The following is a 26,574-nucleotide window of genomic DNA, read 5'->3' as shown; positions in this document are numbered from 1 at the left end:
CCGCTATCGGCCTGTTACGCGCCGGTATACACCACGCGATACGGAATACCGACCTTCTCCCACTCGGCAGCCTCCTGGCTGAGGCTGTAGTCGGTCAACGGGTTCTGCTCGACCCACGCGCTCGGCAGGCGCACTTCATACCCGCCCTTCTTCATCTGCGAAACGGAAATGTCCGGCAGCCCCGCATCGGTCCGGCGCCGGCACAGCAGCGCCGCGAGCCGCAAGCAGAACAGCAGCGGCCACTCGACGTCGCGCGCCTGCGACAGTTTGCCGAGCTTGCCCGCGTGACCGAGCACGAGCGCGGCGAGCCGCGCCTGGTCGGTGCGCGAAAAGCCCGGCATATCCGCGTTGCTCGCGATATAGGCCGAATGCTTGTGATATGAGCTGTGCGAGATCGACAGGCCGATCTCGTGCAATGCGGCCGCCCAGCCGAGGAACATCCGGCCTTCCTCGCGCGCTTCGTCGTCGGCTTCGTCGAGTTCGTCGTAGAAACGCGCCGCGAGCGCGCCGATCCGCTCGGCCTGCGCACGATCGACGCCGTAGCGGCGCGTGAAGCCCTCGACGGTCACCGCACGCATGTCTTCGTGTTGCGTCCGGCCGAGCAGGTCGTACAGCACACCGAGACGCAGCGCACCGTCGGTCGTATCGACATAATCGACGCCGAGCTCCTCGAACACCGCGAGCATGATCGCGAGGCCGCCCGCGAGCACCGGCACGCGGTCGGGCTTCAGCGCGACCAGCTTCAGCCGGTTGACGTTCTCCGACTTGATCAGCGCGCGCTTCAGCCGCTCGAGGCCGCCGCGCGAAATGCCGTGCGTGATTCCCGGATCGTTGAAGCCGTTCGCCTCGACGAGCTCCGCGAGTGCACGCGCGGTGCCGGACGAACCGATCGCCTGGTCCCACCCGGCCTTCTTGTACTCGCTCGAAATGATCTGGATCTCGCGCTTGGCCGCGAGTTCGGCCTGCCGCATCGTGTATTCGTCGACGTTGCCGGCCGGAAAGAAGGTGCGGCTGTGGCTCACGCAGCCGATATAGAGACTCTCCATCACGATCGGCGTGTAGTGCGAGCCGATGATGAATTCGGTCGAGCCGCCGCCGATGTCGACGACGAGCCGCTTGCCGGCGCTCGCCGGCACCGAGTGCGCGGCGCCCGCATAGATCAGCCGCGCTTCCTCGCGGCCCGCGATCACTTCGATCGGGAAACCGAGCGCCGCTTCGGCCTCGCCGAGAAATTCGGCCGAATTCTTCGCGACGCGCAGCGTGTTGGTCGCCACCGCGCGCACACGATCCGGATGGAAATCGCGCAGGCGCTCGCCGAACCGCTTGAGCGCCTCCCAGCCACGCTCCTGCGACGCGCGATCGAGCATCTTGTCGCTCGACAGGCCCGCAGCCAGCCGAACCGGCTCGCGCAGCGCATCGACGGGATAGATCTGGCTGCCCGCCGACGTTTCCTCGACGCGACCGACGATCAGCCGGAAGCTGTTCGAGCCGAGATCCACGGCAGCCAGCAAGTGGGGGGTTGTAACCATCAGATTGGGGCTCCGTGCGCGTTCGCCCACGGCAGCCGGTCCGGCAACCCAGGGCGATCAATCAAAGGCGACATTTTAAGCGTGGAACGCTTGCCATTGCCACGCTTCACGGGCATGCACACTGCTCAAGTGTATATGCCCGAAACATTTATGCGACGAATCGGTTAGGGCGTAGAATTTGCCGATATAAGACCATTATTGTCATCAGCACGTCATCGTACCGTGAGAGTTTCCGAGCGTCCTTTCGAATCATCGCCTGAATCACCCCCTACTCTGCCGATGTCCGTCCGCTACCCGCTTCTCAATCGTGAACTCGGCATCCTCGGTTTCAACGAGCGCGTGCTGGCCCAGGCAGCCGATCCGCAAGTTCCGTTGCTCGAGCGCCTCCGCTTCATCTGCATCACCAGCAGCAACCTCGACGAATTCTTCGAAGTCCGGATGGCCGGCCTTCAGGAGCAGATCCGCGACAACCCCGGCGCGCTGACGCCCGACGGCATGTCGTTACAGCACGCTTACGATCTCGTCGTCGAACGCGCGCAACGGCTCGTCCATCGACAGTACACGATGCTGCACGAAACCGTGCTGCCCGCGCTCGAACAGGAAGGCATCTACTTCCATGCGACCGACTCGTGGAACGACGCGCAGCTCGAATGGGCGCGACACTACTTCCTCGACGAACTGCTGCCCGTGCTGACGCCGATCGGCCTCGATCCGGCCCACCCGTTCCCGCGCGTGCTGAACAAGAGCCTGAACTTCGTCGTCGAGCTCGAAGGCCGCGACGCGTTCGGCCGCCAGGCCGTGATGGGCATCGTGCAGGCGCCGCGCGCGCTGCCGCGCGTCGTGCGCATGCCGCACGCGCTGTCGGGCTTCGAGCACGGCTTCGTGCTGTTGAGCTCGTTCATGCAGCGCTTCGTCGGCGAACTCTTCCCGCAACTCGTCGTGAAGAGCTGCAACCAGTTCCGCATCACGCGCAACAGCGAGCTGTTCGTCGACGAGGACGAAATCACGAACCTGCGCGTCGCGCTGCAGGGCGAACTGCCCGCGCGCCACCTCGGCAACGCGGTGCGCCTCGAGGTGTCGGCCGACACGCCGCAGCACATCGTGCGGCGGCTACTCGAGGAAAGCGAACTCCGCGACAAGGACTGCTATCGCGTGGCCGGTTCCGTGAACCTCGTGCGCCTGATGCAGATTCCCGATCTCGTCGACCGCCCCGACCTGAAGTTCGCGCCGTTCACCGCATCGACCCCGCCCGCGATCGCAAACGCGCCGACGATGTTCGATGCGATCGACGACGGCGACATCCTGCTGCATCATCCGTACGAGAGCTTCCAGCCCGTGCTCGAACTGCTGCAGCAGGCCGCGAAGGATCCGAGCGTCGTCGCGATCAAGCAGACGATCTACCGCACCGGCACCGATTCGCCGCTGATGGACGCGCTGATGGAAGCCGCGCGCAACGGCAAGGAAGTGACCGTCGTCGTCGAGCTGCTCGCGCGCTTCGACGAGGAAACCAACATCAACTGGGCGTCGCAGCTCGAAGCCGTCGGCGCGCACGTCGTATACGGCGTGGTCGGTCACAAGTGCCACGCGAAGATGATGCTGATCGTGCGGCGTGTCGTGCAGGCCGGCAAGGCGACGCTGCGCCGCTACGTGCACCTCGGCACCGGCAACTACCACCCGCGCACGGCGCGCCTCTACACCGACTTCGGGCTGATGACGGCCGACCAGAAGATCTGCGAGGACGTCCATCACGTATTCCAGCAACTGACCGGGATCGGCGGCGAACTCACACTGCACGAGCTGTGGCAGTCGCCGTTCACGCTGCATCCGCGCATCATCGAATCGATCCGCGCGGAGATCGACAATGCGCGTGCCGGCAAGCGCGCGCGCGTCGTCGCGAAAATGAACGCGCTGCTGGAGCCGACGGTGATCGCCGCGCTGTACGAAGCGTCGCAGGCCGGCGTGAAGGTCGACCTGATCGTGCGCGGCGTCTGCGCGCTGCAGCCCGGCGTGCCGGGGCTGTCGGAAAACATCACGGTGCGCTCGATCGTCGGCCGCTTCCTCGAGCACCACCGGATCTACTATTTCCACGCGGGCGGTGCCGAGGACGTCTATCTGTCGAGCGCCGACTGGATGGACCGCAACCTGTTCCGCCGCGTCGAAGTCGCGTTCCCGATCCGCGAGCGCAGGCTCAAGCGGCGCGTGATCGCCGAAGGCCTGTCGGTGTGCCTCGGCGACAACCAGTCGGCCTGGCAGATGCTCAGCGACGGTCACTACCGCCGGCGTCGCGCAGGCAAGACGATCCGCAACGCGCAGCTCGGGTTGCTCGCGAAGTTCTGCTCGTGATCCTGCCGTGCGGCGCGAATCGCGCGCCGCACGGCCAATGAAAAAGCGCAGCTCACGTACGCGGGCTGCGCTTTTTTCTTGTCTGGCGTGCCGCCGCTCGCCGAACGAGCGACGGATGCCGTTACGCGGTCATGCCTCGTACGTGGCCGGCCGGATCGCGATGATGCGCGAGCCCGGGAACCGCGCGGTGAACGTGCTGCCGCGCCCTTCCTCGCTTTGCACGTACAGGTGCGCATCGTGCCGCTGCAGCACGTGCTTGACGATCGCGAGCCCGAGCCCCGTACCGCCCGTATCGCGCGAGCGGCTGCGGTCGACGCGATAGAAGCGCTCGGTCAGCCGCGGCAGGTCGGCGGCCGGAATGCCGAAGCCGCTGTCCGTGACGGAAAACACGCCCTGCGCACCCTCGCGCCGCCACGACACGACGATCTTGCCGCCGTCCGGCGTATAGCGGATCGCATTCGTGACGAGATTCGCGAACGCGCTGAACAACTCCGTCTGCGCGCCCGTGACGCCGAGCGTCTCGTCGATCGAGAACGCGATGTCGTGATGCCCGTTCGACAGCGTCTGCGCATCCTCCTTCAGATGATCGAACACGGCACGCATGTCGATCGCGCGATCGACCGGCGGCTTGCTCTCGCCCTCCAGCTTCGCGAGCACCAGCAGGTCGGTGACGATGTGCCGCATCCGCGACGCCTGCTGCTCCATCATCTCGAGATAACGCGCGCGGTCTTCCTCGTTCAGCGGCAGCTCGCGCATCGTCTCGAGGAAGCCGGACAGCACGGTGAGCGGCGTCTTCAATTCGTGCGACACGTTCGCGACGAAGTCGCGCCGCATCGCGTCGGTACGCTCGAGCTCGGTGATGTCCTGCGTCAGCAGCAGCTTGCGGTTCTCGCCGTACGGAAACACCTGCACGGCCAGCACGTTCTGCCGCGCGCCGCCCATGCCGCGCATCACGAGCGTCTCGTCATAATGCTGCGCGTTCAGGTAGCGGACGAACTCGGGATGACGCACCAGGTTCGTGATGTGCTGGCGCAGGTCGCGCTTCGCATCGAGACCGAAATGAACCTCGGCGATCGCGTTGCACCACTCGATCTGGTCGTGGTCGTCGAGCATCGCGACGCCGTTCGGCGAGGCCTGGATCGCCTGGATGAAGCGCGAATGCTGCTGTTCGACCTGCCGCACCTGCGCATGCCACTGCTTCGCGAGCTTGTGCAGACGGTAGTAGATCTCGCCCCAGATGCCCGGCGCGCTCGGCACTTCGCCGTAGACGGGCGCATCGAGCAACCGCCACAGACGCTGCGTATGGAAAGTGCTGAAAAAGCCCTGCGCGATCAGCATCACGGCCACGAACACGAGGCCCGCGGTCGGGCCGGCAAAGACGCCGACCAATACGCCGATCAGCACGAGCAACACGAGCGACACCAGAAAGCGCGCCCAGATGATGTTCATGATTCAGCGTCCGAAAGAATGAACGGCATGCCGTGGCACACGGCATGTCCGGATACGTTACGCGTGCTTCGCGAGCCGGTAGCCGCTGCCGCGCACGGTCTCGATCATCGCATCGCAGCCGGCCGGTTTCAAGGCCGCGCGCAATCGTTTGATGTGCACGTCGACGGTTCGCTCTTCGACGAACACGTGGTCGCCCCACACCTGGTCGAGCAGTTGCGTGCGGCTGTGCACGCGCTCCGGATGCGTCATGAAGAAATGCAGCAGGCGGAATTCGGTCGGGCCGAGATCGAGCTTGATCTCGCTGCCTTCCGCATGCGCGGCGACGCGATGCGTGGCCGGATCGAGACGCAGCCCGTTGATCGACACGACGTCCTCGGTCAGCTGCGGCGCACGACGGCGCAGCACGGCCTTGATGCGCGCCATCAGTTCCTTCGGCGAGAACGGCTTCGTTACGTAGTCGTCCGCACCGATCTCGAGGCCGAGCACCTTGTCCTGCTCGTCGCCGCGCGCGGTCAGCATGATGATCGGGATGTGTTTGGTCCGTTCGTTGTTGCGCAGGTCGCGCGCGAACGCGATACCGGACTTGCCCGGCAGCATCCAGTCGAGCAGCACGAGATCGGGCAGCACGTCGCTGATCAGGTTCTGCGCCTGTTCGGCGTTGTACGCGCGGATCGGGCAATGACCGGCGTGCTGGAGATTCACCGAGATCAGTTCGGAAATCGCGGGCTCATCTTCAACGACGAGAATGTTGCTGGGCATCGGCACCTCTTTTCTTCCTGTACGTTGTCGCGTTAACTGTTGGCTTCGCGGTCGAGCGTGTCGCGCGGCTGGTGCCGCACGTCCGTGCCCTTCACGATGTAGATGATGAATTCGGCGATGTTCTTCGCGTGGTCGCCGATCCGTTCGATCGCCTTCGCGATGAACAGGTAATCGAGGCCGACCGAGATCGTGCGCGGATCTTCCTGCATGTACGACACGAGCTTGCGCACGAACGCGCGGAATTCCATGTCGATTTCCTTGTCGTCCTTGACGATCTGCGCAGCGGCCACCGTATCGAGGCGCGCAAACGCGTCGAGCGCGCGGCGCAGGATCGTCACGGCCATCTCGCCCGACACCTTGATCTCGGCGATGTTGACCGCGCGCGCGGCCGGCTCGTCGACCAGGCGGCGCACGCGCTTCGCGATCTTCTCTGCCTCGTCGCCGGCGCGCTCGAGGTTCGTAATCGTTTTCGAAATCGACATCAAAAGACGCAGGTCGCGCGCGGCAGGCTGCCTCCGCGCGATGATGTTGCCGCATTCCTGGTCGATGTCGACTTCCATCGCGTTCAGCGTTTCCTCGGCCGCGATCACCTTCTCGGCCGCATCGCGATCGAATTCGTTGAGTGCGTGCATCGCGCCGACGATCTGCGACTCGACGAGCCCGCCCATTTCCAGCACTTTCGACGACACGGCATTCAGGTCCGCGTCGAACTGGCTCGACAGATGTTTATCCGACATGGCTGTTGTTCTCCGTCATCAGCCGAAGCGGCCGGTGATGTAGTCTTCCGTTTCCTTGCGCACCGGCTTGATGAAGATCTTTTCGGTTTCACCGAACTCGATCAGCTCGCCCAGGTACATGTAGGCCGTGTAATCCGAGCAGCGTGCGGCCTGCTGCATGTTGTGCGTGACGATCACGACCGTGTAGTCGCTCTTCAGCTCCGCGATCAGTTCCTCGATGCGGCCCGTCGAGATCGGGTCGAGCGCCGAGCACGGTTCGTCGAGCAGCAGCACTTCCGGACGGATCGCGATGCCGCGCGCGATGCAAAGACGCTGCTGCTGGCCGCCCGACAGGCCGTAGCCGCTCTGGCCCAGCTTGTCCTTCACTTCGTTCCACAGCGCGGCCTTCGTGAGCGCCCACTCGACGCGGTCGTCCATTTCCGAGCGCGTGAGCTTTTCGAACATCTTCACGCCGAACGCGATGTTGTCGTAGATCGACATCGGGAACGGGGTCGGCTTCTGGAACACCATGCCGATGCGCGCGCGCAGCAGCGAGATGTCGCGCTTCGTCGTCAGCAGGTTCTCGCCGTCCATCAGGATTTCGCCTTCGGCGCGCTGCTCCGGATAGAGCGCGAACATCTTGTTGAACGTGCGCAGCAGCGTCGACTTGCCGCAGCCCGACGGGCCGATGAACGCCGTCACCTTCCCTTCGGGAATGCGCAGGTTGATGTTCTTCAGCGCATGGAACTTGCTGTAGAAGAAGTTGAGGTTGTTGACCTCGATCTTCGCGTTCAGCGGCGCGAGCGGGCGATCGTTCGCCGCGTCGTGCGTGCCGACGGGCGCTGCGGTGCGCTCGACGGGATTCAGGTGGCTCTCTGCCATATTCATCGGATTGCTCCGCCGTTACTTTTTCGAGAAGACCGAGCGCGCCAGGATGTTGAGTCCGAGCACCCCGAGCGTAATCAGGAACACGCCCGCCCATGCGAGCGACTGCCATTCCGCGAACGGGCTCATCGCGAACTTGTAGATCGTCACGGGCAGGTTCGCCATCGGCTGGCTCATGTCCCACGAGAAGAACTGGTTCGACAGCGCGGTGAACAGCAGCGGCGCGGTTTCGCCGGCGATCCGCGCGACCGCGAGCAGCACGCCCGTGATGATGCCGCCCACCGACGCGCGCAGCGTGATCTTCAGCACCATTCGCCACTTCGGCGTGCCGAGCGCGAAGGCTGCTTCGCGCAGCGCGTTCGGCACGAGCTTCAGCATGTTCTCGGTCGTGCGGATCACGATCGGGATCTGCAGCAGCGCGAGCGCGATCACGCCGGCCCAGCCCGAGAAGCGCCCCGACTTCGCGACGACGAGCGCGTACACGAACAGGCCGATGACGATCGACGGCGCGGACAGCAGGATGTCGTTGATGAAGCGGATCGTGCTCGCCAGCAGGTTCTTCTGGCCGTATTCGGCGAGATAGACGCCCGCGAGGATGCCGATCGGCGTGCCGACCAGCGTGCCGAAACCACACAGGAGCAGGCTGCCGACGATCGCGTTCGCGAGACCGCCGCCTTCGGTGTTCGGTGCCGGCGTCGATTCGGTGAACAGCTGCAGCGACAGGCCGCCGATACCGAGGTGCAGCGTCGTGTACAGGATCCACACGAGCCACAGCAGGCCGAACGCCATGGCGCCGAGCGATGCGGCGAGCGCGATCGCGTTGATGGCCTTGCGCTTGCGCTGCAGGCGCTCGCGCATCGCTTCGAGCACGGCGCCGTCCGGCCCCGGGAAATTCATGATGGGCTCGCTCATTTCTTGCCCTCTCCCTTCTCGAGACGAAGCAGCAGCAGTTTGGAGATGGACAGCACGATGAACGTGATCACGAACAGGATCAGGCCCAGTTCCATCAGCGCGGACGTATGCAGCCCCGGCTGCGCTTCCGCGAATTCGTTCGCGAGCGCCGACGTGATGCTGTTGCCCGGCGCGAACAGCGACACGCTGTCGAGCAGGTTCGTGTTGCCGATCACGAACGTCACGGCCATCGTTTCGCCGAGTGCGCGACCGAGGCCGAGCATCACGCCGCCGATCACGCCGGTCTTCGTATAGGGCAGCACGACCTTCCACATCACTTCCCAGGTCGTGCAGCCGATCCCGTATGCCGATTCCTTCAGCAGCACGGGCGTGACCTCGAACACGTCGCGCATCACCGACGCGATGTACGGGATGACCATGATCGCGAGAATCACGCCGGCCGCGAGGATGCCGATGCCGATCGGCGGGCCGGACGTCAGCGGCCCGAGCACCCACACGTCCTTGAGCAGATGGCCGAGCGGCTTCTGGAAGTATTCGGCGAAGATCGGCGCGAACACGAGCAGCCCCCACATGCCGTACACGATCGACGGAATCGCGGCGAGCAGCTCGATCGCGATGCCGAGCGGGCGGCGCAGCCACACGGGCGACAGCTCGGTGAGGAACAGTGCGATGCCGAAGCTGACGGGCACCGCGATGACGAGCGCAATGACCGACGTCACGATCGTGCCGTAGATCGGCACGAGTGCGCCGTAGATGTCCGAGTTGGGATCCCACTCGGATTGCCACAGGAAGCCGAGGCCGAACTTCTGGATGGTCGGCATCGACGCAATGATCAGGGAAACGATGATCCCGCCCAGCAGCAGCAGGGTCACGATCGCGGCGATCCGTGCGAGGCCGCCGAACAGAACGTCGCCGAGGCGGCTCGGCGCGCGCTGCTGTGCACTGCCGGGCGATCGGGAGGACGTGTATGAAATATCAGACATGGGTGCCTGCTTTTGATCGCCGGGCGCCGTAACGCCCGGCTTTACCGCACACACTGCCCGACCGGCGCGGCCGGGCAGTGAACCGCTGCAATGCTTACTCGGCGGCGACCGGCTTGCCCGATGCGTCCGTCACCTTCGTCTTCCACTGCTTGCGGATTTCCGTCTCGACCGTCGCCGGCAGCGAGATGTAGTCGAGGCTGTCCGCAGCCTTCTCGCCGTTCTTGAACGCCCAGCTGAAGAACTTCAGCGTTTCCGCGCCCTGCTCCGGCTTGTCCTGCTTCGCGTGCAGCAGCACGAACGTCGCGCCGACGACCGGCCATGCTTCCTTGCCCGGCTGGTTCGTCAGGATCTGGTAGAACGACTTCGACCAGTTCGCGCCGGCGGCAGCAGCCTTGAACGTTTCCGTCTTCGGCTCGACCACCGTACCCGTCGAGTTCTTCAGCGCGGTGTAGGTCATGTTGTTCTTCTTCGCGTACGCCCACTCGACGTAGCCGATCGCGCCCGGCAGGCGCTGCACGAAGGCCGCAACGCCGTCGTTGCCCTTGCCGCCCGTGCCCGTCGGCCAGTTGACCGTCGTGCCTTCGCCGATCTTCGACTTCCACTCGTCGCTGACCTTCGACAGGTAGTTCGTCCAGATGAAGCTGGTGCCCGAGCCGTCAGCACGGCGAACGACCGCGATGTCCGTATCCGGCAGCTTGACCTTCGGGTTCAGCGCGGCGATCGCCGGGTCGTTCCACTTCTTGATCTTGCCGAGGTAGATGTCGCCGAGCACCGGGCCCGACAGCGTCAGTTCACCGGCCTTCACGCCCGGCACGTTGACGACCGGCACCACGCCGCCGACCACCGTCGGGAACTGGAACAGGCCTTCCTTCGCGAGCTCTTCATCCTTCAGCGGAGCGTCCGAACCGGCAAAATCGACCGTCTTCGCGTTGATCTGCTTCAGGCCGCCCGACGAACCGATACCCTGGTAGTTGACCTTCGCACCGCCGGACTGCTGGTAGTCGGCAGCCCATTTCGTATAGATCGGCATCGCGAACGTGCTGCCTGCGCCCGTGATGTCGGCAGCTTGCGCGGCAACGGCGAAAAGCGCGCCAGCCAGGCCGGCAATCGCGGTTTGCATCAATTTCATGAGACCTCCAGTGTGTGAGCGGATGACTACGGCACCGCGAAGGTTAGGGGCTCCTCATGACGGTAATGTGACAATCGATGAAACTGGCGTGACAGTAACATGACTGGTTGAAAGGGAGTATCGGGTGCGGCGCGGGCGGCGCCTGCGGGCACCGGAACGGCACAGGCGGCAAGAATTGCCTGCCTGGCGAGGACGGGGCGGACACCCGTTTTTTTCGGGTTCGCCGGCGCGATCGTAGCGCGGCGTCGGCGGGACGGGAAGCCCCTGCCCGCAGTGGGCGCGATATCAGGGGGCGGAAGATATCTTCAGTCAGGCGATGCGTTGATCGACGCGACACACTATAGGTAGCGCAAACCTTTGCGTCTGACGAAATTGCGGCGCCCGAAGGCGCCGCATACCGATTCACCGGAGAACCGGCGCGCGGGCGGCAGGCCGCCCCGCGCCGATATCGTGCGTCAGGTCGTCGCCGCGCGCACTGCGTCGGCGATCGTCTCCGCATGGCGGACTGCATCGGCTGCCTGCTGCGCTTCGACCATCACGCGCAGCACGGGCTCGGTGCCGGATGCGCGGATCAGCACGCGGCCGCTGCCGGCGAGTGCGGCCTCGGCCGCGTCGATCGCGGCGCGGATCGACGTGCTGCCCTTCCAGTCGGCGCCCGGCTTCATCCGCACATTGATGAGCTTCTGCGGAAACAGCGTGACGCCATCGAGCATCTGTGCGAGCGTTCGACCGCTGCGCTTCAGCGCGGCCAGCACGAGCAGCGCCGACACGATGCCGTCGCCGGTCGAATGCCGGTCGAGCGACAGGATATGGCCCGAGCCTTCCGCGCCGAGCTGCCAGCCGTGCTCGCGCAACTGCTCGAGCACATAGCGGTCGCCGACCGCCGCGCGGACGAACTTCACGCCCTCGCGCTGCAGCGCGACTTCGACGGCGAGGTTCGTCATCAGCGTGCCGACCGCACCTTCGACCTTGCCGTCGGTCGCGATCCGGTCCTTCACGAGCACGTAGAGGAGCTCGTCGCCGTTGTACAGGCGCCCGGTCGAATCGACGACCTGCAGGCGGTCCGCATCGCCGTCGAGCGCAATGCCGAGATCGGCGTGGTTCGCCCGCACCGCGCGCACCAGCGCGTCGGGCGCGGTCGCGCCGACGCCGTCGTTGATGTTGAAGCCGTTCGGCGCGACGCCGATCGGGATCACGTCCGCGCCGAGCTCGTGGAACACGTGCGGCGCGACCTGGTACGCGGCACCGTGCGCGCAATCGACCACGAGCTTCAGCCCGCGCAGGTCGAACGCGGCCGGGAACGTGCTCTTGCAGAACTCGATGTAGCGGCCGGCCGCGTCGTCGAGGCGGCGCGCCTTGCCGAGGCCGTCGGACGACGCGCACTCGAGCGGCTTGTCGAGCCACGCTTCGATCGCGGCTTCAGTGTCATCGGGCAGCTTGTTGCCGTCAGCGGAGAAAAACTTGATCCCGTTGTCGTGATACGGGTTGTGCGACGCGCTGATCACGACGCCGGCCGACAGGCGCAGCGCACGCGTCAGATATGCGACGCCCGGCGTCGGCATCGGGCCGGCCAGCATCACGTCGACCCCGGCCGCCGAGAAGCCGGCCTCGAGCGCAGCTTCGAGCATGTAGCCCGACACGCGCGTGTCCTTGCCGATCAGTACCGTCGGACGCGAGCCTGCCGCGACGTCGGCCGAACTGGCCAGCACCTTGCCGGCCGCGTAGCCGAGGCGCAATACGAAATCCGGCGTGATGGGCGCCTCGCCCACCGTGCCGCGAATGCCGTCCGTGCCGAAATATCGACGTCCCATAGCGAATCTTCCTCCTTCGTCTTCTGACTTATCGTTGCCGCGCGGCTACGCGCACGGCATTCCAGACTTTCAGCGCATCGACCGTCGCCGCGACGTCGTGGACGCGCACGATCGCCGCACCGCGCTCGACCGCGCAGAACGCTGCCGCCACGCTCGCCGCGACGCGCTCCATCGGCGGTTTGCCGCCGATCACCGCGCCGAGCATCGACTTGCGCGACATGCCCGCGAGAATCGGATAAGCGCGCCCGTCGGGCCGCGCAGGCGCCGTGTCCGGCAACGCGGCCAGCAGCGCATAGTTGTCGTCGACGACCGCCTTGCCGAACCCGAAGCCGGGATCCACGCAGATCCGCTCCGGCGCAATGCCCGCGTCGCACAGTGCCTGCGCGCGCGCGGCGAGAAACTCGCGCACGTCGGTCACGACGTCGCCGTAGTCGGGCTCGCCGACCTGCATCGTCTGCGGCTCGCCGAGCATGTGCATCGCGCACAGCCCGCAGTTGCCGTCGCGCACCGCGTCGATCGCGTCCGGCTGGCGGAACCCCCAGATGTCGTTGATCAGGTCCGCGCCGGCGGCCAGCGCCGCACGCATCACGGCCGGCTTGTAGGTGTCGATCGACAGCGGCACGTTCAGCGGCCGCAGCGCCTCGACGAGCGGGATCACGCGCGCGAGTTCCTCGTCGAGCGGTACGGGCGGCGCGCCGGGGCGCGTCGATTCGCCGCCGATATCGAGAAGGTCCGCGCCTTCGGCGATCATGCGCTCGGCCTGGCGCAGCGCATCGTCGCGCGCGAGGAAGCGGCCGCCGTCGGAGAACGAATCGGGCGTGGCGTTGAGAATGCCCATCACGAGCGGGCGCTCGAACGTCAGTGCGAAGCGGCCGCACTGGAGCGGCGCGGGAATGGATGGAGTAACAGCGGAATCGGACACAAGCGACTGGCGTGGTTGAATGCAAAACGGGCCGGTGTGAAGCCACACCAGCCCGTGAACGGTGCTAAAGCGGAGGTTATGCCGCCGGCGAAGCAGGCGCCGGCGCGTTGCCGGGCTTGACCTCGGCGCTGCTGCCACCGCCCGACGAATCGCCGCCGACGGCCGGCGAGCTCTTCGGCGAGCGCGGCGGACGGCCTTCCATGATGTCGTTGATCTGATCGGCGTCGATCGTCTCCCACTCCATCAGCGCGGCCGTCATCGCTTCGACCTTGTCGCGGTTCTCTTCGAGCAGGCGGCGCGCAAGGTTGTACTGATCGTCGAGCACGCGGCGGATTTCCGAATCGACCTTCTGCTGCGTCGCTTCCGAGATCGTGCGCGTGAAGCCGCGGCCGAACGGCGACGCATCGTTCTCGTCGTCGACGTAGACCATCGGCCCGAGCGCATCGGTCATGCCGAAGCGTGCCACCATCGCGCGCGCCGTCTGCGTTGCCTTGTTGAAGTCGTCCGATGCGCCGGTGCTGACGAGATTCATGAACAGCTCTTCCGCCACCCGGCCACCGAACAGGATCGCGAGGCGATCCAGCAGGTAGTCCTTCGAATACGTCTCGTTGTCATGCTCCGGCAACTGCCACGTGACGCCCAGCGCACGGCCGCGCGGAATGATCGTGACCTTGTGCACCGGGTCGGCCTTCGGCAGCAGCTTCGCAACCACCGCGTGGCCCGACTCGTGGTAAGCGGTCGCGCGCTTCGCTTCCTCGCGGATCACGGCCGACTTGCGCTCCGGACCCATGAAGATCTTGTCCTTCGCGTCCTCGAAATCCTGCATCTCGACGATGCGCTTGCCGCGGCGTGCCGCGAACAGCGCAGCCTCGTTCACGAGGTTCGCGAGATCGGCGCCCGAGAAGCCCGGCGTGCCGCGTGCGATGACGGCCGCATCGACGTCGTTCGCGATCGGCACCTTGCGCAGGTGCACGCGCATGATCTGCTCGCGGCCGCGGATGTCCGGCAGACCGACGTAGACCTGGCGGTCGAAACGGCCCGGACGCAACAGCGCCTTGTCGAGCACGTCGGAACGGTTGGTCGCGGCGATCACGATCACGCCCGAGTTCGCTTCGAAGCCGTCCATCTCGACCAGCATCTGGTTCAGCGTCTGTTCGCGTTCGTCGTTGCCGCCGCCCATGCCGGCGCCGCGATGACGGCCGACCGCGTCGATTTCGTCGATGAACACGATGCACGGTGCATGCTTCTTCGCCTGCTCGAACATGTCGCGCACACGGGCTGCGCCGACGCCGACGAACATTTCGACGAAGTCCGAACCCGAGATGCTGAAGAACGGCACCTTCGCTTCACCCGCGATCGCGCGGGCGAGCAGCGTCTTGCCGGTACCCGGCGGGCCGACGAGCAGCACGCCGCGCGGAATGCGACCGCCCAGCTTCTGGAATTTCTGCGGATCGCGCAGGAAGTCGACGAGCTCGGACACTTCTTCCTTCGCTTCGTCGCAGCCCGCGACGTCGGAGAAGTTCACCGCGTTGTTGTTCTCGTCGATCAGCCGCGCTCGCGACTTGCCGAACGAGAAGGCGCCGCCTTTGCCGCCGCCCTGCATCTGCCTCATCATGTAGAACCAGAACACGATGATCAGGATCGTCGGCCCGAGGTAGTACAGCGCGGACATCAGCGCGTTCGGCTCGTCATCGGCCTTGCCGCTGACCTGCACGCCGTACTTCATCAGATCGCCGACCATCCAGATGTCGCCGGGCGACACGATCTGGTATTTCTGGCCATCAGCCGGAGTGACGGTGAGGTTGCGCCCCTGAACGATGACGTTCTTGACCTTGCCGTTCTTGGCGTCGTCCATGAACTGCGAATAGGACACGCCTTCCTGGACGCGGGGCTTGTCGAACTGCTTGAACACCGTAAACAGCACCAGTGCGATCACTAACCACACCGCTGCCTTCGAAAACATATTGTTGTTCAAAGCACCACTCCTTCACTCGTAGACGAGCGCCTACATTTTCCTTGCGGCGCCCCTCGGTCATTCTAATCCAGTCCGACCACCCTCGCCATAAGCATTGACAACCGCCGCGATAGCGCTTCGCTTGTCCGGCAAGGGCCGGAGCCCGTTTGCGGCACCCCGCCGCGCATCAGCGCGGATGCTTCAGATGCCGACCCAAAATGAACGTTTCGGACGATTTGTCGCGGGACGCCTTGGGCTTGCGCGGCGCGACGGTCTTAAACTGCTGTTTGAATTTCTCGACGATCTGGCTGTAGCCGCTGCCGTGAAAGCATTTCACGAGCAGCGCACCGTCCGGCTTCAGATGGTTCTGCGCGAATTCGAGCGCCAGATCGCAGAGATGCTCGATGCGCGCCGCGTCCGCCGAGGCCACACCGGAGAGGTTGGGGGCCATGTCCGAAATAACAAGGTCCACCGCGCGGCCTTCGAGCACTTCCTCGAGCTGGTGGAGCACTTCGTCCTCGCGGAAGTCGCCCTGGATGAAGTGGACGTCGGCGATCGGCTCCATCGGCAGCAGGTCGAGCGCGATGATCGTGCCGTCGATGCCGCCTTCGCGCTCGGTGTCGCGCTTCTTGCCCTGCGCGAGCTTGTTGCGGGCATACTGGCTCCAGCTGCCCGGCGTCGCGCCGAGATCGACGATCACCTGGCCCGGACGGACCAGCTTGTCCTGCTCGTCGATTTCCTTCAGCTTGTACGCGGCACGCGCGCGATAGCCCTCCCGCTGCGCCATTTTGACGTACGGGTCGTTGATGTGGTCGTGCAGCCAGTGCTGGTTAAAGCGGTTTTTTGCCATTCGAGAGAGAGATTGCTGCCATTTGCTTCGTGAAGCCGCGCTTTTAGCGGATAATACGCGTCTTCTTCGCGCGGCTGCGGCCCCTTTTCAGGCCCAAGCCGCGATTTTACGTGGTTTCGGCGCACGGCTGACGCGGTAACTTCCCGCGATCGCTTTTCAGGCCGCGTGCCCTTATTTAGATTTCGACATTTCCATGCCCGCCCTTTCGCTTTCTCCCGCCGAGCGCTCCGCGCTGCGCTCCCAGGCCCATGCGCTCAAGCCCGTCGTGCTGATCGGCGCCGAAGGGCTGACCGACGCCGTGCTGAAGGAAATCAAGGTGCACCTCGCCGCGCACCAGCTGATCAAGATCCGCGTGTTCGGCGACGAGCGCGACGAACGCATCGCGATCTACGACGAGATCTGCGACCGCCTGAGCGCGGCGCCGATCCAGCACATCGGCAAGCTGCTGGTGATCTGGAAGCCCGAGGCCCCTGCAGCGGCCCCGGCCCGCGGCCGTCGCGCCGGCACGCTGCCGAGCGCGGCCGAAGCCGCCGACGACAGGAAAGGCCGCGCACCGCGCACGGTCAAGGTCGTCAAGGTATCGCCGAACGCGAGCCCCGTGCGTCGTCCGAAGCCGACGAAGGTCGTCGTGCGCGGCAACGAACGCGTGACGGCGGGCGGCACCGTGAAGCGCGCGAAAAAGCGCCAGGCAAGCACCAAGCGACCGTTCCAGGACAAGTAAAACGCGTCCGCGGCACGGTCGCACCGTGCCGCGCTGCCCGCGCTGCGCTCAGGCGTCGCGCGCCGGCAGACGCCAGATCAGCATCAGCCCCAGCACGCTCTCGACGAGATAGAACACGCTCGAGACACCGTGCAGCATCCCGAAGCGACTCGCGTACGGCGAATTCGCGATATCGGTGCCCGCGTCCATCGCGGCCACCCGCAGCGCGTTCATGAACGGCTGCAGCGCGAAATACCCGACCAGCACGCACACGACCATCGCGGCGACGATCCAGCGCACGCGACGATATTCGCTGCTGCCGCGCCGCACCTGCTGGTTCGACAACGCGAGCAGCAGCACGCCGCACACGACACCGAGGATCGCCTCGATACGGAACAGCTGGGCGGCGACCGAACCGGCCGTCATCCGCTCCAGCGTCTTGAACAGCACGGGCGCGACCGCATACCCGATCGTCAGCAGGCTGCCGACCCACACGGCCGACAGCAGACGGAACACGCGATGCGGCATCACGTCGCCCCGTTTCAGATGTAGCTGACCGAGATGATTTCGTATTCGCGCACGCCGCTCGGCGCCTGCACGGCCGCGACGTCGCCTTCGGACTTGCCGATCAGTGCGCGCGCGATCGGCGAGCTGACCGAGATCAGGCCGTGATCGATATCGGCTTCGTCGTCGCCGACGATCTGGTATTTGACGGTGTCGCCCGACTCGAGATCCTCGAGTTCGACCGTCGACGCGAAGACCACGCGGCCTTCGGCATCGAGCACGGTGGGATCGATGACCTGCGCGGCCGACAGCTTCGATTCGATTTCCGCGATACGACCCTCGATGAAGCCCTGCTTTTCCTTCGCGGCATCGTATTCGGCGTTTTCGGACAGATCGCCCTGTGCGCGGGCCTCCGCGATCGCGTTGATCACGGCCGGCCGCTCGACGGATTTGAGGCGCTGCAATTCATCGCGCAGTTGCTCTGCGCCACGCTTTGTCAACGGAATGGTGCTCATAAACGGCTCAATCGCTAAAAACGGCTTTAAAAAAAATCACCGCGATTAAGCGCGTTTCCGGCGAACCGGAAACACCGCTTAACCGCGGCACGTATTGCTTCGACAGGTAACTGACTGCTTAGTTTAGGCGAGCGTGAAGACCTTGTAAATCATAGACTTCCAGATCCTTCAGGTAGCGCAAGCCTTCGACGGCCGCGCGCGCGCCCGACATCGTCGTGTAGTACGTGACCTTGTGCGCCTGCGCGCTCATGCGGATCGAACGCGAATCGGCGATCGCCTGGCGCGTCTCGTCAACCGTCGTGAACACGAGTGCGATCTCGCCGTTCTTGATCATGTCGACGATGTGCGGACGACCGTCCTTCACCTTGTTCACGACCTTCACCGGCACGCCGGCCGCTTCGATCGCGGCAGCCGTGCCCTTGGTCGCGACGATCGGGTAGCCGAGGTCGTGCAGCATGCGTGCGACTTCGACGGCCTTCGGCTTGTCGGCGTCCATCACGGTCAGCAGCACCGTGCCCGACTCCGGCAGGCGCGAACCGGCCGCGAGCTGCGACTTGAACAGCGCTTCGCCGAACGTCTGGCCGACGCCCATCACTTCGCCGGTCGAACGCATTTCAGGCCCGAGGACCGGATCGACGGTCGGGAACTTGACGAACGGGAACACGGCTTCCTTCACGCTGAAGTACGGCGGCTCGACTTCCTTCGTCACGCCCTGCTGCGCGAGCTTCTGGCCGACCATCGCGCGCGCCGCGATCTTCGCGAGCGGCAGGCTGGTCGCCTTCGACACGTACGGCACCGTGCGCGACGCGCGCGGGTTCACTTCGAGCACGTAGATGATGTCCTGCTTCGAGCCGTCCGCCTGCGGCACCTGCTGGATCGCGAACTGCACGTTCATCAGGCCGACCACGTTCAGCGCCTTCGCCATCGCGCCCGTCTGGCGCTTCAGCTCGGCCACGGTTTCCTTCGACAGCGAGTACGGCGGCAGCGAGCATGCCGAGTCGCCCGAGTGGACGCCCGCCTGCTCGATGTGCTCCATCACGCCGCCGATGAACACGGCCTCGCCGTCGCAGATGCAGTCGACGTCGCACTCGATCGCGTCGTTCAGGAAGCGGTCGAGCAGCACCGGCGAATCGTTCGACACCTTCACGGCCTCGCGCATGTAGCGCTCGAGGTCGCGCGGCTCGTGGACGATTTCCATCGCGCGGCCGCCCAGCACGTACGACGGGCGCACGACCAGCGGATAGCCGATTTCCTCGGCGAGCTTGAGCGCTTCGTCTTCGGCGCGTGCGGTGCGGTTCGGCGGCTGGCGCAGGCCGAGGTCCTGCAGCAGCTTCTGGAAGCGTTCGCGGTCTTCGGCCGCGTCGATCATGTCCGGCGACGTGCCGACGATCGGCACGCCGTGCGCCTCGAGGTCGAGCGCGAGCTTCAGCGGCGTCTGGCCGCCGTACTGGACGATCACGCCGACCGGCTTTTCCTTGTCGACGATCTCGAGCACGTCTTCGAGCGTCAGCGGCTCGAAGTACAGGCGGTCGGACGTGTCGTAGTCGGTCGACACCGTTTCCGGGTTGCAGTTGACCATGATCGTTTCGTAGCCGTCCTCGCGCATAGCGAGCGCCGCGTGCACGCAGCAGTAGTCGAACTCGATGCCCTGGCCGATCCGGTTCGGGCCGCCGCCCAGCACCATGATCTTCTTGTTCGTGGTCGGCTGCGCCTCGCACTCTTCCTCGTAGGTCGAGTACATGTACGCGGTTTTCGTCGCGAATTCGGCCGCGCAGGTGTCGACGCGCTTGTAGACCGGGCGCACGTTCAGCTCGACGCGACGCTTGCGGACGTCTTCCGGCGTCGCGCCGAGCAGCTTCGCGAGGCGGCGGTCGGAGAAGCCGCTCTGCTTCAGGTAGCGCAGCTCGTCGAACGTCAGCGACGCGAGCGTGCGGCCCGCGAGCGCCTTTTCCTTCAGGATGATCTGCTCGATCTGCTCGAGGAACCACGGGTCGATCGCGGTTTCCGCGAAGATTTCCTGGGCCGTCATGCCGATGCGGAATGCATCGCCGACATACCAGATGCGGTCCGGGCCCGGCTCGTGGATCTCGATCGCGATCTCGTCGCGGTTGGTCGACTTCTCGTCGAGACCGTCGACGCCGACTTCGAGGCCGCGCAGCGCCTTCTGGAACGATTCCTGGAACGTGCGGCCGATCGCCATCACTTCGCCGACCGACTTCATCTGCGTCGTCAGGCGCGAATCGGCTTCACGGAACTTCTCGAACGCGAAGCGCGGGATCTTCGTGACGACGTAGTCGATCGTCGGCTCGAACGACGCCGGCGTCTGGCCGCCGGTGATTTCGTTCTTCAGCTCGTCGAGCGTGTAGCCGACCGCCAGCTTCGCGGCGACCTTCGCGATCGGGAAGCCGGTCGCCTTCGATGCGAGCGCCGACGAACGCGACACGCGCGGGTTCATTTCGATGACGACCATGCGGCCGTCCTTCGGGTTGATCGAGAACTGCACGTTCGAACCGCCCGTGTCGACGCCGATCTCGCGCAGCACCGCGAGCGATGCGTTACGCAGGATCTGGTATTCCTTGTCGGTGAGCGTCTGCGCCGGTGCGACCGTGATCGAGTCGCCGGTGTGCACGCCCATCGGGTCGAGGTTTTCGATCGAGCAGACGATGATGCAGTTGTCGGCGCGGTCGCGCACGACTTCCATCTCGTATTCCTTCCAGCCGAGCAGCGATTCCTCGATCAGCAGCTCGCGCGTGGGCGACAGGTCGAGACCGCGCTTGCAGATTTCCTCGAACTCTTCGCGGTTGTACGCGATGCCGCCGCCCGAGCCGCCGAGCGTGAACGACGGACGGATCACGACCGGGTAGCCGCTGCCGCCGGTGCCCGCCATGATCTCGGCGTGCACCTTGGTCGCCTCTTCCATCGAGTGCGCGATGCCCGACTTCGCGGAGCCGAGACCGATCTTGGTCATCGCTTCCTTGAACTTCTGGCGGTCTTCCGCCTTGTCGATCGCTTCCGGCGACGCGCCGATCAGCTCGACGCCGAACTTCTCGAGCACGCCGTGGTGATGCAGGTCGAGCGCGCAGTTCAGCGCGGTCTGGCCGCCCATCGTCGGCAGGATCGCGTCCGGGCGCTCCTTCTCGATGATGCGCGCGACGACTTCCCACGTGATCGGCTCGATGTAGGTCACGTCGGCCGTGTTCGGGTCGGTCATGATCGTCGCCGGGTTGCTGTTGACGAGAACGACCTTGTAGCCCTCCTCACGCAACGCCTTGCAAGCCTGCGCGCCCGAATAGTCGAACTCGCACGCCTGGCCGATGATGATCGGGCCGGCGCCGATGATGAGGATGCTCTTGATGTCTGTGCGTTTTGGCATGGCTTGTGAATTCAATAAGTAATCGTTGTCGTGGGTCGGCCGGCAGCGCTCAGCTCATGGTCGCGAGCGCGAGCTTCACCGAGAAACCGATGAACAGGCCGCCCACGCTGCTCGCCGCGCCTGCCGCGAGCTTGCGGCGGCGGCGGAAGTGCTCGGCGAGCCGCGCCCCCGCGAAGATCAGCGTGCTCAGGTACAGGAAGCTCGCGCTTTGCGCGATCGCCCCGAGCACGACGAACGACAGCGCGGGATGCGGGAATGCCGGGTCGACGAACTGGATGAAGAACGAGATGAAGAACAGGATCGCCTTCGGATTCAGCAGGCTCACGATCAGCGCCTTGCGAAACGGTCGCTCGCCGTCGACCGCCTGCGGCGCCTCGGCGGGCCCGCCCGCCGACGTGCGCAGCTTCTGCCACGCGCTGCGCAGCATGCCGGTGCCGATGTAGAGCAGGTACGCGGCGCCGCCGTACTTGACGACGGAGAACAGCAGCGGATTCGTCTTCAGCAGCGACGCGACGCCCGCGGCGGACAGCACCATCAGCACCGTGTCGCCGACGAACACGCCGCAGGCCGCGCGATAGCCGGCCTTCACGCCGCGCTGCGCCGCGAGCGACAGCACGTACATCGAGTTCGGCCCCGGCAGCAGGATGATGAAGATCACGCCGAACACGTAGGTCCAGATATCCGTGATGCCGAGTGCGTGGCCGAACATGATGCGAATCTCCCGTCCTTCGGTTGCTTCGGTTGCGTTAGGCGTTGCGCTGCTTCGCCGCGTCCATCAGCGCGGTGAAACGGTCGAACAGATAGCCGATGTCGTGCGGGCCCGGCGACGCTTCCGGGTGGCCCTGGAAGCAGAACGCCGGCTTGTCGGTCAGCTCGAAGCCCTGCAGCGTGCCGTCGAACAGCGACACGTGCGTCACGCGCGCGTTGGCCGGCAGCGAATCCGCATCGACCGCGAAGCCGTGGTTCTGCGACGTGATCACGACTCGACCGTCGCCGAGATCCTTCACCGGATGGTTCGCGCCGTGGTGGCCCGTCTTCATCTTCAGCGTCTTCGCGCCGACCGCGAGGCCCATGATCTGGTGGCCGAGGCAGATGCCGAAGGTCGGCACGCCGCGCTCGATGAATTCCTTCGTGGCCGCGATCGCGTAATCGCACGGCTCCGGATCGCCGGGGCCGTTCGACAGGAAGATGCCGTCCGGATTCAGCGCGAGCGCATCGGCCGCGCTCGCCTGCGCCGGCAGCACCGTCACCTGGCAGCCGCGCTCCGCGAGCATGCGCAGGATGTTGTACTTGACGCCGAAATCGTACGCGACGACGCGGTACTTCGGCGCTTCCTGCATGCCGTAGCCGCTGCCGAGGCGCCATTCGGTCTGCTTCCACTCGAACGGCTTCGTGGTCGACACGACCTTCGCGAGATCCATGCCCGCGAGGCCCGGGAACGAGCGCGCGAGCTCGATCGCCTTCGCCTCGTCGTCCGAACCGGCCAGGATGCAGCCGTTCTGCGCGCCCTTGTCGCGCAGGATGCGGGTCAGCTTGCGGGTGTCGATGCCGGCGATCGCGACGACGCCTTCGTCGCGCAGGTACTCGCCGAGCGTGCGGTCCATGCGGAAGTTCGATGCGAGCGTGGGCAGATCACGGATGATCAGGCCGGCGGCATGGACTTTCGTGGCTTCGACGTCTTCGGCGTTGACGCCGACGTTGCCGATATGCGGGTAGGTGAGCGTGACGATCTGGCGCGCGTAGCTCGGATCAGTCAGGATTTCCTGATAGCCGGTGATCGCGGTATTGAACACGACTTCGCCGATCGTATGGCCTTCGGCCCCGATCGAATAACCACGAAAGACCGTGCCGTCGGCGAGTGCAAGCAAGGCGGGAGAAAAAGACGGCAACACGGGAGGCTCCTTGGGGAACACCCTGCTGCCGACCTGTTTACCCTGCCGCGCGAGCGCCGCGCTGCGTGGGCGCGCGTAGTCGCTAGCTGGACGCGGCCTGCGTTGTCGAGACGCGAACCCGGCGCGTGGCGCACGAGGCTTCGCGGCATCGCCCGGCAGGCGGCGTGCGGCGGATGAACGGGATGAATGAGGTAGGCGCTAGGGTGCGAGGTTGATCAGCACAAACTTTCAAATTATAGCCCGAAAATGGCCCTATCTTCAATCGATATGGCCGTCCGATCATGCACGCGCCGCCACCGGCAGCGCGGTACGGCGTACGCGCAACGGCGCACGCTCGACGTGCTGCGGCCCCGTTTCCGCAGCCGCCCCACCTACCAGCGTACCGCCGGATCAGTGCGCTTGGCCAGCGCCGCGCGCGGGCCACACGTACCAGACCGCGCTCGCGAGTTGCAGCGCAAGCAGCACGCCCCATGCGGTGAGGTGCGCGGCCGCCGGATAACGGCCGTCGAGCGCGGGCCAGTGCGACAGCACCGCGCCGACACCGATCTGGAACGCAAAGATCAGCAGGAAAATCACCAGCGTGAGGGTCGTGTTCGCGCGGCCGATCAGGTGGGCGGGAAAGTGCCCGGCCATCACCGCGTAGGTCAGGATGCCGACGCCGCCGAACATCCCGTATCCGGCCCACAGCATGGCCGGCGGCAACGGCATGCGCGCGACGATCGCGACCTGCGTCGCGACGAACAGCGCCATGCCGACACCGCAGAATGCGTAGACGGACACGCCGCGCCGCTCGAGCACGCGCGCCGCGGCGCCGAAGCCGACGCAGCCGGCCATCATCGCGAAGCCGAGCACCGACACGAGGCGCGCGGCATGCGGCGCATCGAACCCCGCGACGTCGCGCAGGTACGGCCCGACCCACAGCGACTGCATCGCGTAGAACACGCCCTGCGTGACGACCGAGAATGACGAGATCTTCCAGAACGCGCGGCTGCTCAGGATGTGCCACGTGCCCTTGAACTGGCTGACGAGCCCGCCCTGGTGGCGCACCTGCTTCGCTTCGGGCGCGCCGAAACCGATCGAGGCCGCGACGACCACCGTCAGCACCGCGAGGCCGAAACAGATCGCGCGCCAGTTCGTCCAGCCGAGCAGCCAGGTCAGCGGCGAACCGACCACGACGCCGCCGAGGCCGCCAACCGCCATCACGAGGCCGTTGACGAGCGGCAGCCGGCCGACCGGGAAATGCTGCGCGAGTGCCTTGAACGCCGCGCCGAGACACACCGACACGCCGACGCCGATCAGCAGCCGGCCGACCATCATCGTGCCGATGCCGTGCGCGGCGCCGAACACGGCGGCGCCGGCCGCCGCGAACAGCAGCATGCCGGCCGTCACACGGCGCGAGCCGAAGTGGTCGAGCATCACGCCGGCCGGAATCTGCGCGCCCGCGAAGCCGAGGAAATAGAGACTGGTGAGCAGGCCGAGATCGGCGGCCGACAACCCGAGCTCATGCGTGACGAACGGCGCGAAGCCCAGATTGACGCCGCGAAACACATACGACACGAAATACCCGACCGAAAACAGCGCGAGCACCCTCAGCTGCACCGACGACATCGCTCCCCCTCGTGATATGAAGACTGCCGAAGCGGCGCGGCACCCTCGCACCGCGCACAAACGAAAACGCCGTCACCTCGGTGACGGCGTTTTCGTTGCAATTCGTCGGATGATAGCGCAATCGCGCGGCCCGGACCGGCCGGCCGCCGCGCTTCGCAGCCGCGTTACTTCTTCTTGCCCTTGGCCGGCGCGGCCTTCGCAGGCGCAGCTTTCGCCGCTTTGGTCGATTTGGCCACCGGCTTTGCCGCGCCGCGCTTCGCGCCGTGCGACTTGCCGCCCACCGCCAGGCTCGCGCGCTCGATGCGCGCACTGCCGACCGACGTTGCGATCCGCTCCGGACCGGGTTCCGCCGGCACCGAGCGGCCGACCGGCACGTGCAGCACGAGCGCCTGGCCCGGCATCGCGAGATCGCGGTGCGTGCGGTTCCACGCCTTGAGCTGGCCGACCGACACGCCGTAGCGGCCGGCGATCGCCGCCATCGACTGCTTGCGGCGCACGCGGATCAGCATCTTGCGCGTGTCGGGTACGTCCGGCTCCATCGCGAGCGCGCCGTTTTCGGCGACGTCGGCGCTGATGTCCTCGTCGTCGTCATCGCCGCGCGGCACGACGATCGTCGAGCCCGGCTTCAGGCGCATGCCGGCCGGAATCTTGTTGACCGACATCAGCGTATCGGCGTCCACGCCGATCTTCTCGGCGATCGCGGCCGGCCGCGCACGTTCGCTGACCGTGTAGGTGGTCCACGTCGAAAGCTGGCCGTTGTATGCCTTCAGGTTCTTCTCGAACGCGGACGCGTTGTCGAACGGCAGCAGGATCTGCGGCTCGGTCGCGCCGAGGATCACCGGCTTCGAGAACGACGGGTTCAGCGAGCGGAATTCGTCGAGCGACAGGTTCGCGAGCTTCGCGGCGACCGCGACGTCGATGTCGCGCGACGTCGTGACCGTCACGAAATACGGGTGGTTCGGGATGTCCGGCAGCGTCAGGCCGTACTGCTTCGGGCTCGCGATGATGTTCTTCACCGCCTGCAGCTTCGGCACGTAGTTGCGCGTCTCGTTCGGCATCCGCAGGCTCTGGTAGTCGGTCGGCAGGCCGGCCGCCTGGTTGCGCGCGATCGCGCGCTGCACGTTGCCCTCGCCCCAGTTGTACGCGGCCAGCGCCAGATACCAGTCGCCGAACATGTCATGCAGGCGCGACAGGTAGTCGAGCGCGGCGCTCGTCGACGCGAGCACGTCGCGCCGTTCGTCCTGCCACATATTGCGCTTCAGGTTGTACGTGCGGCCCGTGCCGGGCATGAACTGCCACATGCCGGCCGCCTTCGCGACCGACAGCGCCTGCGGGTTGAACGCGGACTCGATGAACGGCAGCAGCGCGAGCTCGGTCGGCATGTGACGCGCCTCGAGCTCCTCGACGATGTGATACAGGTACTTCTGCGAGCGCTCGGTCATGCGCTGCACGTAATCCGGACGCTGCGTGTACCAGGTCGTCTGCATGTCGACGAGGTCGCTCTGCAGGTCGGGCATCTGGAAGCCGCGACGGATGCGGCCCCAGAGATCGGAGTCCGCACTGGTCAGGTCGCCGACGGATTGCTTGTCGACGTCGACAGTTTCTTTGGCGGTGGCTGATTTACGGAGGTAGTTGGACGCCGCCTGCGGATCGGCGGCGTTGTTGGCGACAGGAGCCTGGCTCGCACAAGCGGCGAGTAGCAGGACCACCATCGCACTCAATATAAGTCGCATGAAAATC

At 65.6% G+C, this 26,574-nt stretch carries 21 protein-coding genes; 2 read left to right on the top strand and 19 right to left on the bottom strand.

Annotated elements, in window-relative coordinates; all coding sequences use genetic code 11:
- Positions 1 to 14: 14 nt before the first annotated feature.
- Positions 15 to 1,529, bottom strand: a complete 1,515-nt coding sequence (gene ppx, locus MRS60_RS06465) for an exopolyphosphatase (protein WP_034183460.1) — start codon at positions 1,527 to 1,529, stop codon at positions 15 to 17.
- 279 nt (positions 1,530 to 1,808) lie between these two features.
- Here ppx and ppk1 point away from each other — a divergent pair, with 279 nt between their 5' ends.
- Positions 1,809 to 3,872, top strand: a complete 2,064-nt coding sequence (ppk1, locus tag MRS60_RS06460) for a polyphosphate kinase 1 (RefSeq protein ID WP_034183287.1) — start codon at positions 1,809 to 1,811, stop codon at positions 3,870 to 3,872.
- 129 nt (positions 3,873 to 4,001) lie between these two features.
- Here ppk1 and phoR read toward each other — a convergent pair whose 3' ends face one another.
- The 11 genes from phoR to MRS60_RS06405 form a co-directional block, all read right to left on the bottom strand.
- Positions 4,002 to 5,321, bottom strand: coding sequence for a phosphate regulon sensor histidine kinase PhoR (gene phoR, locus MRS60_RS06455; protein ID WP_034183286.1), 1,320 nt, complete (start codon positions 5,319 to 5,321; stop codon positions 4,002 to 4,004).
- A gap of 57 nt (positions 5,322 to 5,378) precedes the next feature.
- Entirely contained in the window at positions 5,379 to 6,080 is a 702-nt protein-coding gene (gene phoB, locus MRS60_RS06450; protein WP_027787869.1) for a phosphate regulon transcriptional regulator PhoB, read from the bottom strand.
- Between the two features lie 32 nt (positions 6,081 to 6,112).
- Positions 6,113 to 6,817, bottom strand: a complete 705-nt coding sequence (phoU, locus tag MRS60_RS06445; protein ID WP_034183285.1) for a phosphate signaling complex protein PhoU — start codon at positions 6,815 to 6,817, stop codon at positions 6,113 to 6,115.
- An 18-nt stretch (positions 6,818 to 6,835) separates the two neighbouring features.
- Positions 6,836 to 7,684 carry a phosphate ABC transporter ATP-binding protein PstB gene (gene pstB, locus MRS60_RS06440; protein ID WP_034183284.1) on the bottom strand — a complete coding sequence of 283 codons (849 nt, stop codon included), beginning with the start codon at positions 7,682 to 7,684 and terminating at the stop codon, positions 6,836 to 6,838.
- Positions 7,685 to 7,699: 15 nt separating this feature from the next.
- A complete protein-coding gene (gene pstA, locus MRS60_RS06435) occupies positions 7,700 to 8,593 on the bottom strand; it encodes a phosphate ABC transporter permease PstA (RefSeq protein WP_034183283.1) in 894 nt (297 codons plus the stop codon).
- Complete coding sequence (gene pstC / locus MRS60_RS06430; protein WP_034183282.1) at positions 8,590 to 9,576, bottom strand: phosphate ABC transporter permease PstC; 987 nt, start codon at positions 9,574 to 9,576, stop codon at positions 8,590 to 8,592. The genes pstA and pstC overlap by 4 nt, the downstream gene beginning before the upstream one ends.
- A 94-nt stretch (positions 9,577 to 9,670) precedes the next feature.
- The gene (gene pstS, locus MRS60_RS06425) at positions 9,671 to 10,705 is read right to left on the bottom strand and encodes a phosphate ABC transporter substrate-binding protein PstS (RefSeq protein ID WP_034183281.1); all 1,035 of its coding nucleotides are present in this window, start codon (positions 10,703 to 10,705) and stop codon (positions 9,671 to 9,673) included.
- A gap of 455 nt (positions 10,706 to 11,160) precedes the next feature.
- Positions 11,161 to 12,516, bottom strand: a complete 1,356-nt coding sequence (gene glmM / locus MRS60_RS06420) for a phosphoglucosamine mutase (RefSeq protein WP_152855217.1) — start codon at positions 12,514 to 12,516, stop codon at positions 11,161 to 11,163.
- Between the two features lie 28 nt (positions 12,517 to 12,544).
- Positions 12,545 to 13,486 (bottom strand): dihydropteroate synthase, encoded by a 942-nt coding sequence (folP, locus tag MRS60_RS06415; RefSeq protein WP_243565408.1) that lies wholly within the window; start codon positions 13,484 to 13,486, stop codon positions 12,545 to 12,547.
- 28 nt (positions 13,487 to 13,514) lie between these two features.
- Positions 13,515 to 15,413, bottom strand: a complete 1,899-nt coding sequence (gene ftsH / locus MRS60_RS06410; protein WP_034183278.1) for an ATP-dependent zinc metalloprotease FtsH — start codon at positions 15,411 to 15,413, stop codon at positions 13,515 to 13,517.
- 166 nt (positions 15,414 to 15,579) lie between these two features.
- Entirely contained in the window at positions 15,580 to 16,242 is a 663-nt protein-coding gene (locus MRS60_RS06405) for an RlmE family RNA methyltransferase (RefSeq protein WP_034183277.1), read from the bottom strand.
- A gap of 193 nt (positions 16,243 to 16,435) precedes the next feature.
- Between MRS60_RS06405 and MRS60_RS06400 the strand changes: the two genes are divergently transcribed.
- Positions 16,436 to 16,963: a YhbY family RNA-binding protein gene (locus tag MRS60_RS06400; protein ID WP_034183276.1), complete on the top strand. Its 528-nt coding sequence runs from the start codon at positions 16,436 to 16,438 to the stop codon at positions 16,961 to 16,963.
- Between the two features lie 48 nt (positions 16,964 to 17,011).
- Here MRS60_RS06400 and MRS60_RS06395 read toward each other — a convergent pair whose 3' ends face one another.
- The 7 genes from MRS60_RS06395 to MRS60_RS06365 all read right to left on the bottom strand — a co-directional run bounded on the left by MRS60_RS06395 (position 17,012) and on the right by MRS60_RS06365 (position 26,567).
- Positions 17,012 to 17,470 carry a DUF4149 domain-containing protein gene (locus MRS60_RS06395; RefSeq protein WP_006497614.1) on the bottom strand — a complete coding sequence of 153 codons (459 nt, stop codon included), beginning with the start codon at positions 17,468 to 17,470 and terminating at the stop codon, positions 17,012 to 17,014.
- A gap of 14 nt (positions 17,471 to 17,484) precedes the next feature.
- Complete coding sequence (gene greA / locus MRS60_RS06390) at positions 17,485 to 17,961, bottom strand: transcription elongation factor GreA (protein ID WP_021163362.1); 477 nt, start codon at positions 17,959 to 17,961, stop codon at positions 17,485 to 17,487.
- Positions 17,962 to 18,079: 118 nt separating this feature from the next.
- A complete protein-coding gene (carB, locus tag MRS60_RS06385; protein ID WP_034183275.1) occupies positions 18,080 to 21,334 on the bottom strand; it encodes a carbamoyl-phosphate synthase large subunit in 3,255 nt (1,084 codons plus the stop codon).
- Between the two features lie 49 nt (positions 21,335 to 21,383).
- Positions 21,384 to 22,043, bottom strand: coding sequence for a leucine efflux protein LeuE (leuE, locus tag MRS60_RS06380; RefSeq protein WP_243565407.1), 660 nt, complete (start codon positions 22,041 to 22,043; stop codon positions 21,384 to 21,386).
- A gap of 37 nt (positions 22,044 to 22,080) precedes the next feature.
- Positions 22,081 to 23,226 carry a glutamine-hydrolyzing carbamoyl-phosphate synthase small subunit gene (carA, locus tag MRS60_RS06375; RefSeq protein WP_243565406.1) on the bottom strand — a complete coding sequence of 382 codons (1,146 nt, stop codon included), beginning with the start codon at positions 23,224 to 23,226 and terminating at the stop codon, positions 22,081 to 22,083.
- Positions 23,227 to 23,616: 390 nt separating this feature from the next.
- Entirely contained in the window at positions 23,617 to 24,834 is a 1,218-nt protein-coding gene (locus MRS60_RS06370; protein ID WP_243565405.1) for an MFS transporter, read from the bottom strand.
- Positions 24,835 to 24,998: 164 nt separating this feature from the next.
- Positions 24,999 to 26,567 carry a transglycosylase SLT domain-containing protein gene (locus tag MRS60_RS06365; protein ID WP_243565404.1) on the bottom strand — a complete coding sequence of 523 codons (1,569 nt, stop codon included), beginning with the start codon at positions 26,565 to 26,567 and terminating at the stop codon, positions 24,999 to 25,001.
- Positions 26,568 to 26,574: the final 7 nt, after the last annotated feature.

The sequence above is a fragment of the Burkholderia pyrrocinia genome (genome assembly GCF_022809715.1).
In the GTDB taxonomy this organism is placed as follows: Bacteria; Pseudomonadota; Gammaproteobacteria; order Burkholderiales; family Burkholderiaceae; genus Burkholderia; species Burkholderia pyrrocinia_C.
The sequence above is the reverse complement of the archived record's forward strand: the minus strand, read 5'-3'. Positions and strand labels throughout refer to the sequence as shown.

Bases quoted from the DNA above. Each gene is read 5' to 3' on its own strand.
- ppx (WP_034183460.1), bottom strand. From the start codon at position 1,529: ATGGTTACAACCCCCCACTTGCTGGCTGCCGTGGATCTCGGCTCGAAC.
- ppk1 (WP_034183287.1), top strand. From the start codon at position 1,809: ATGTCCGTCCGCTACCCGCTTCTCAATCGTGAACTCGGCATCCTCGGT.
- phoR (WP_034183286.1), bottom strand. From the start codon at position 5,321: ATGAACATCATCTGGGCGCGCTTTCTGGTGTCGCTCGTGTTGCTCGTG.
- phoB (WP_027787869.1), bottom strand. From the start codon at position 6,080: ATGCCCAGCAACATTCTCGTCGTTGAAGATGAGCCCGCGATTTCCGAA.
- phoU (WP_034183285.1), bottom strand. From the start codon at position 6,817: ATGTCGGATAAACATCTGTCGAGCCAGTTCGACGCGGACCTGAATGCC.
- pstB (WP_034183284.1), bottom strand. From the start codon at position 7,684: ATGAATATGGCAGAGAGCCACCTGAATCCCGTCGAGCGCACCGCAGCG.
- pstA (WP_034183283.1), bottom strand. From the start codon at position 8,593: ATGAGCGAGCCCATCATGAATTTCCCGGGGCCGGACGGCGCCGTGCTC.
- pstC (WP_034183282.1), bottom strand. From the start codon at position 9,576: ATGTCTGATATTTCATACACGTCCTCCCGATCGCCCGGCAGTGCACAG.
- pstS (WP_034183281.1), bottom strand. From the start codon at position 10,705: ATGAAATTGATGCAAACCGCGATTGCCGGCCTGGCTGGCGCGCTTTTC.
- glmM (WP_152855217.1), bottom strand. From the start codon at position 12,516: ATGGGACGTCGATATTTCGGCACGGACGGCATTCGCGGCACGGTGGGC.
- MRS60_RS06405 (WP_034183277.1), bottom strand. From the start codon at position 16,242: ATGGCAAAAAACCGCTTTAACCAGCACTGGCTGCACGACCACATCAAC.
- MRS60_RS06400 (WP_034183276.1), top strand. From the start codon at position 16,436: ATGCCCGCCCTTTCGCTTTCTCCCGCCGAGCGCTCCGCGCTGCGCTCC.
- MRS60_RS06395 (WP_006497614.1), bottom strand. From the start codon at position 17,470: ATGCCGCATCGCGTGTTCCGTCTGCTGTCGGCCGTGTGGGTCGGCAGC.
- greA (WP_021163362.1), bottom strand. From the start codon at position 17,961: ATGAGCACCATTCCGTTGACAAAGCGTGGCGCAGAGCAACTGCGCGAT.
- carB (WP_034183275.1), bottom strand. From the start codon at position 21,334: ATGCCAAAACGCACAGACATCAAGAGCATCCTCATCATCGGCGCCGGC.
- leuE (WP_243565407.1), bottom strand. From the start codon at position 22,043: ATGTTCGGCCACGCACTCGGCATCACGGATATCTGGACCTACGTGTTC.
- MRS60_RS06370 (WP_243565405.1), bottom strand. From the start codon at position 24,834: ATGTCGTCGGTGCAGCTGAGGGTGCTCGCGCTGTTTTCGGTCGGGTAT.
- MRS60_RS06365 (WP_243565404.1), bottom strand. From the start codon at position 26,567: ATGCGACTTATATTGAGTGCGATGGTGGTCCTGCTACTCGCCGCTTGT.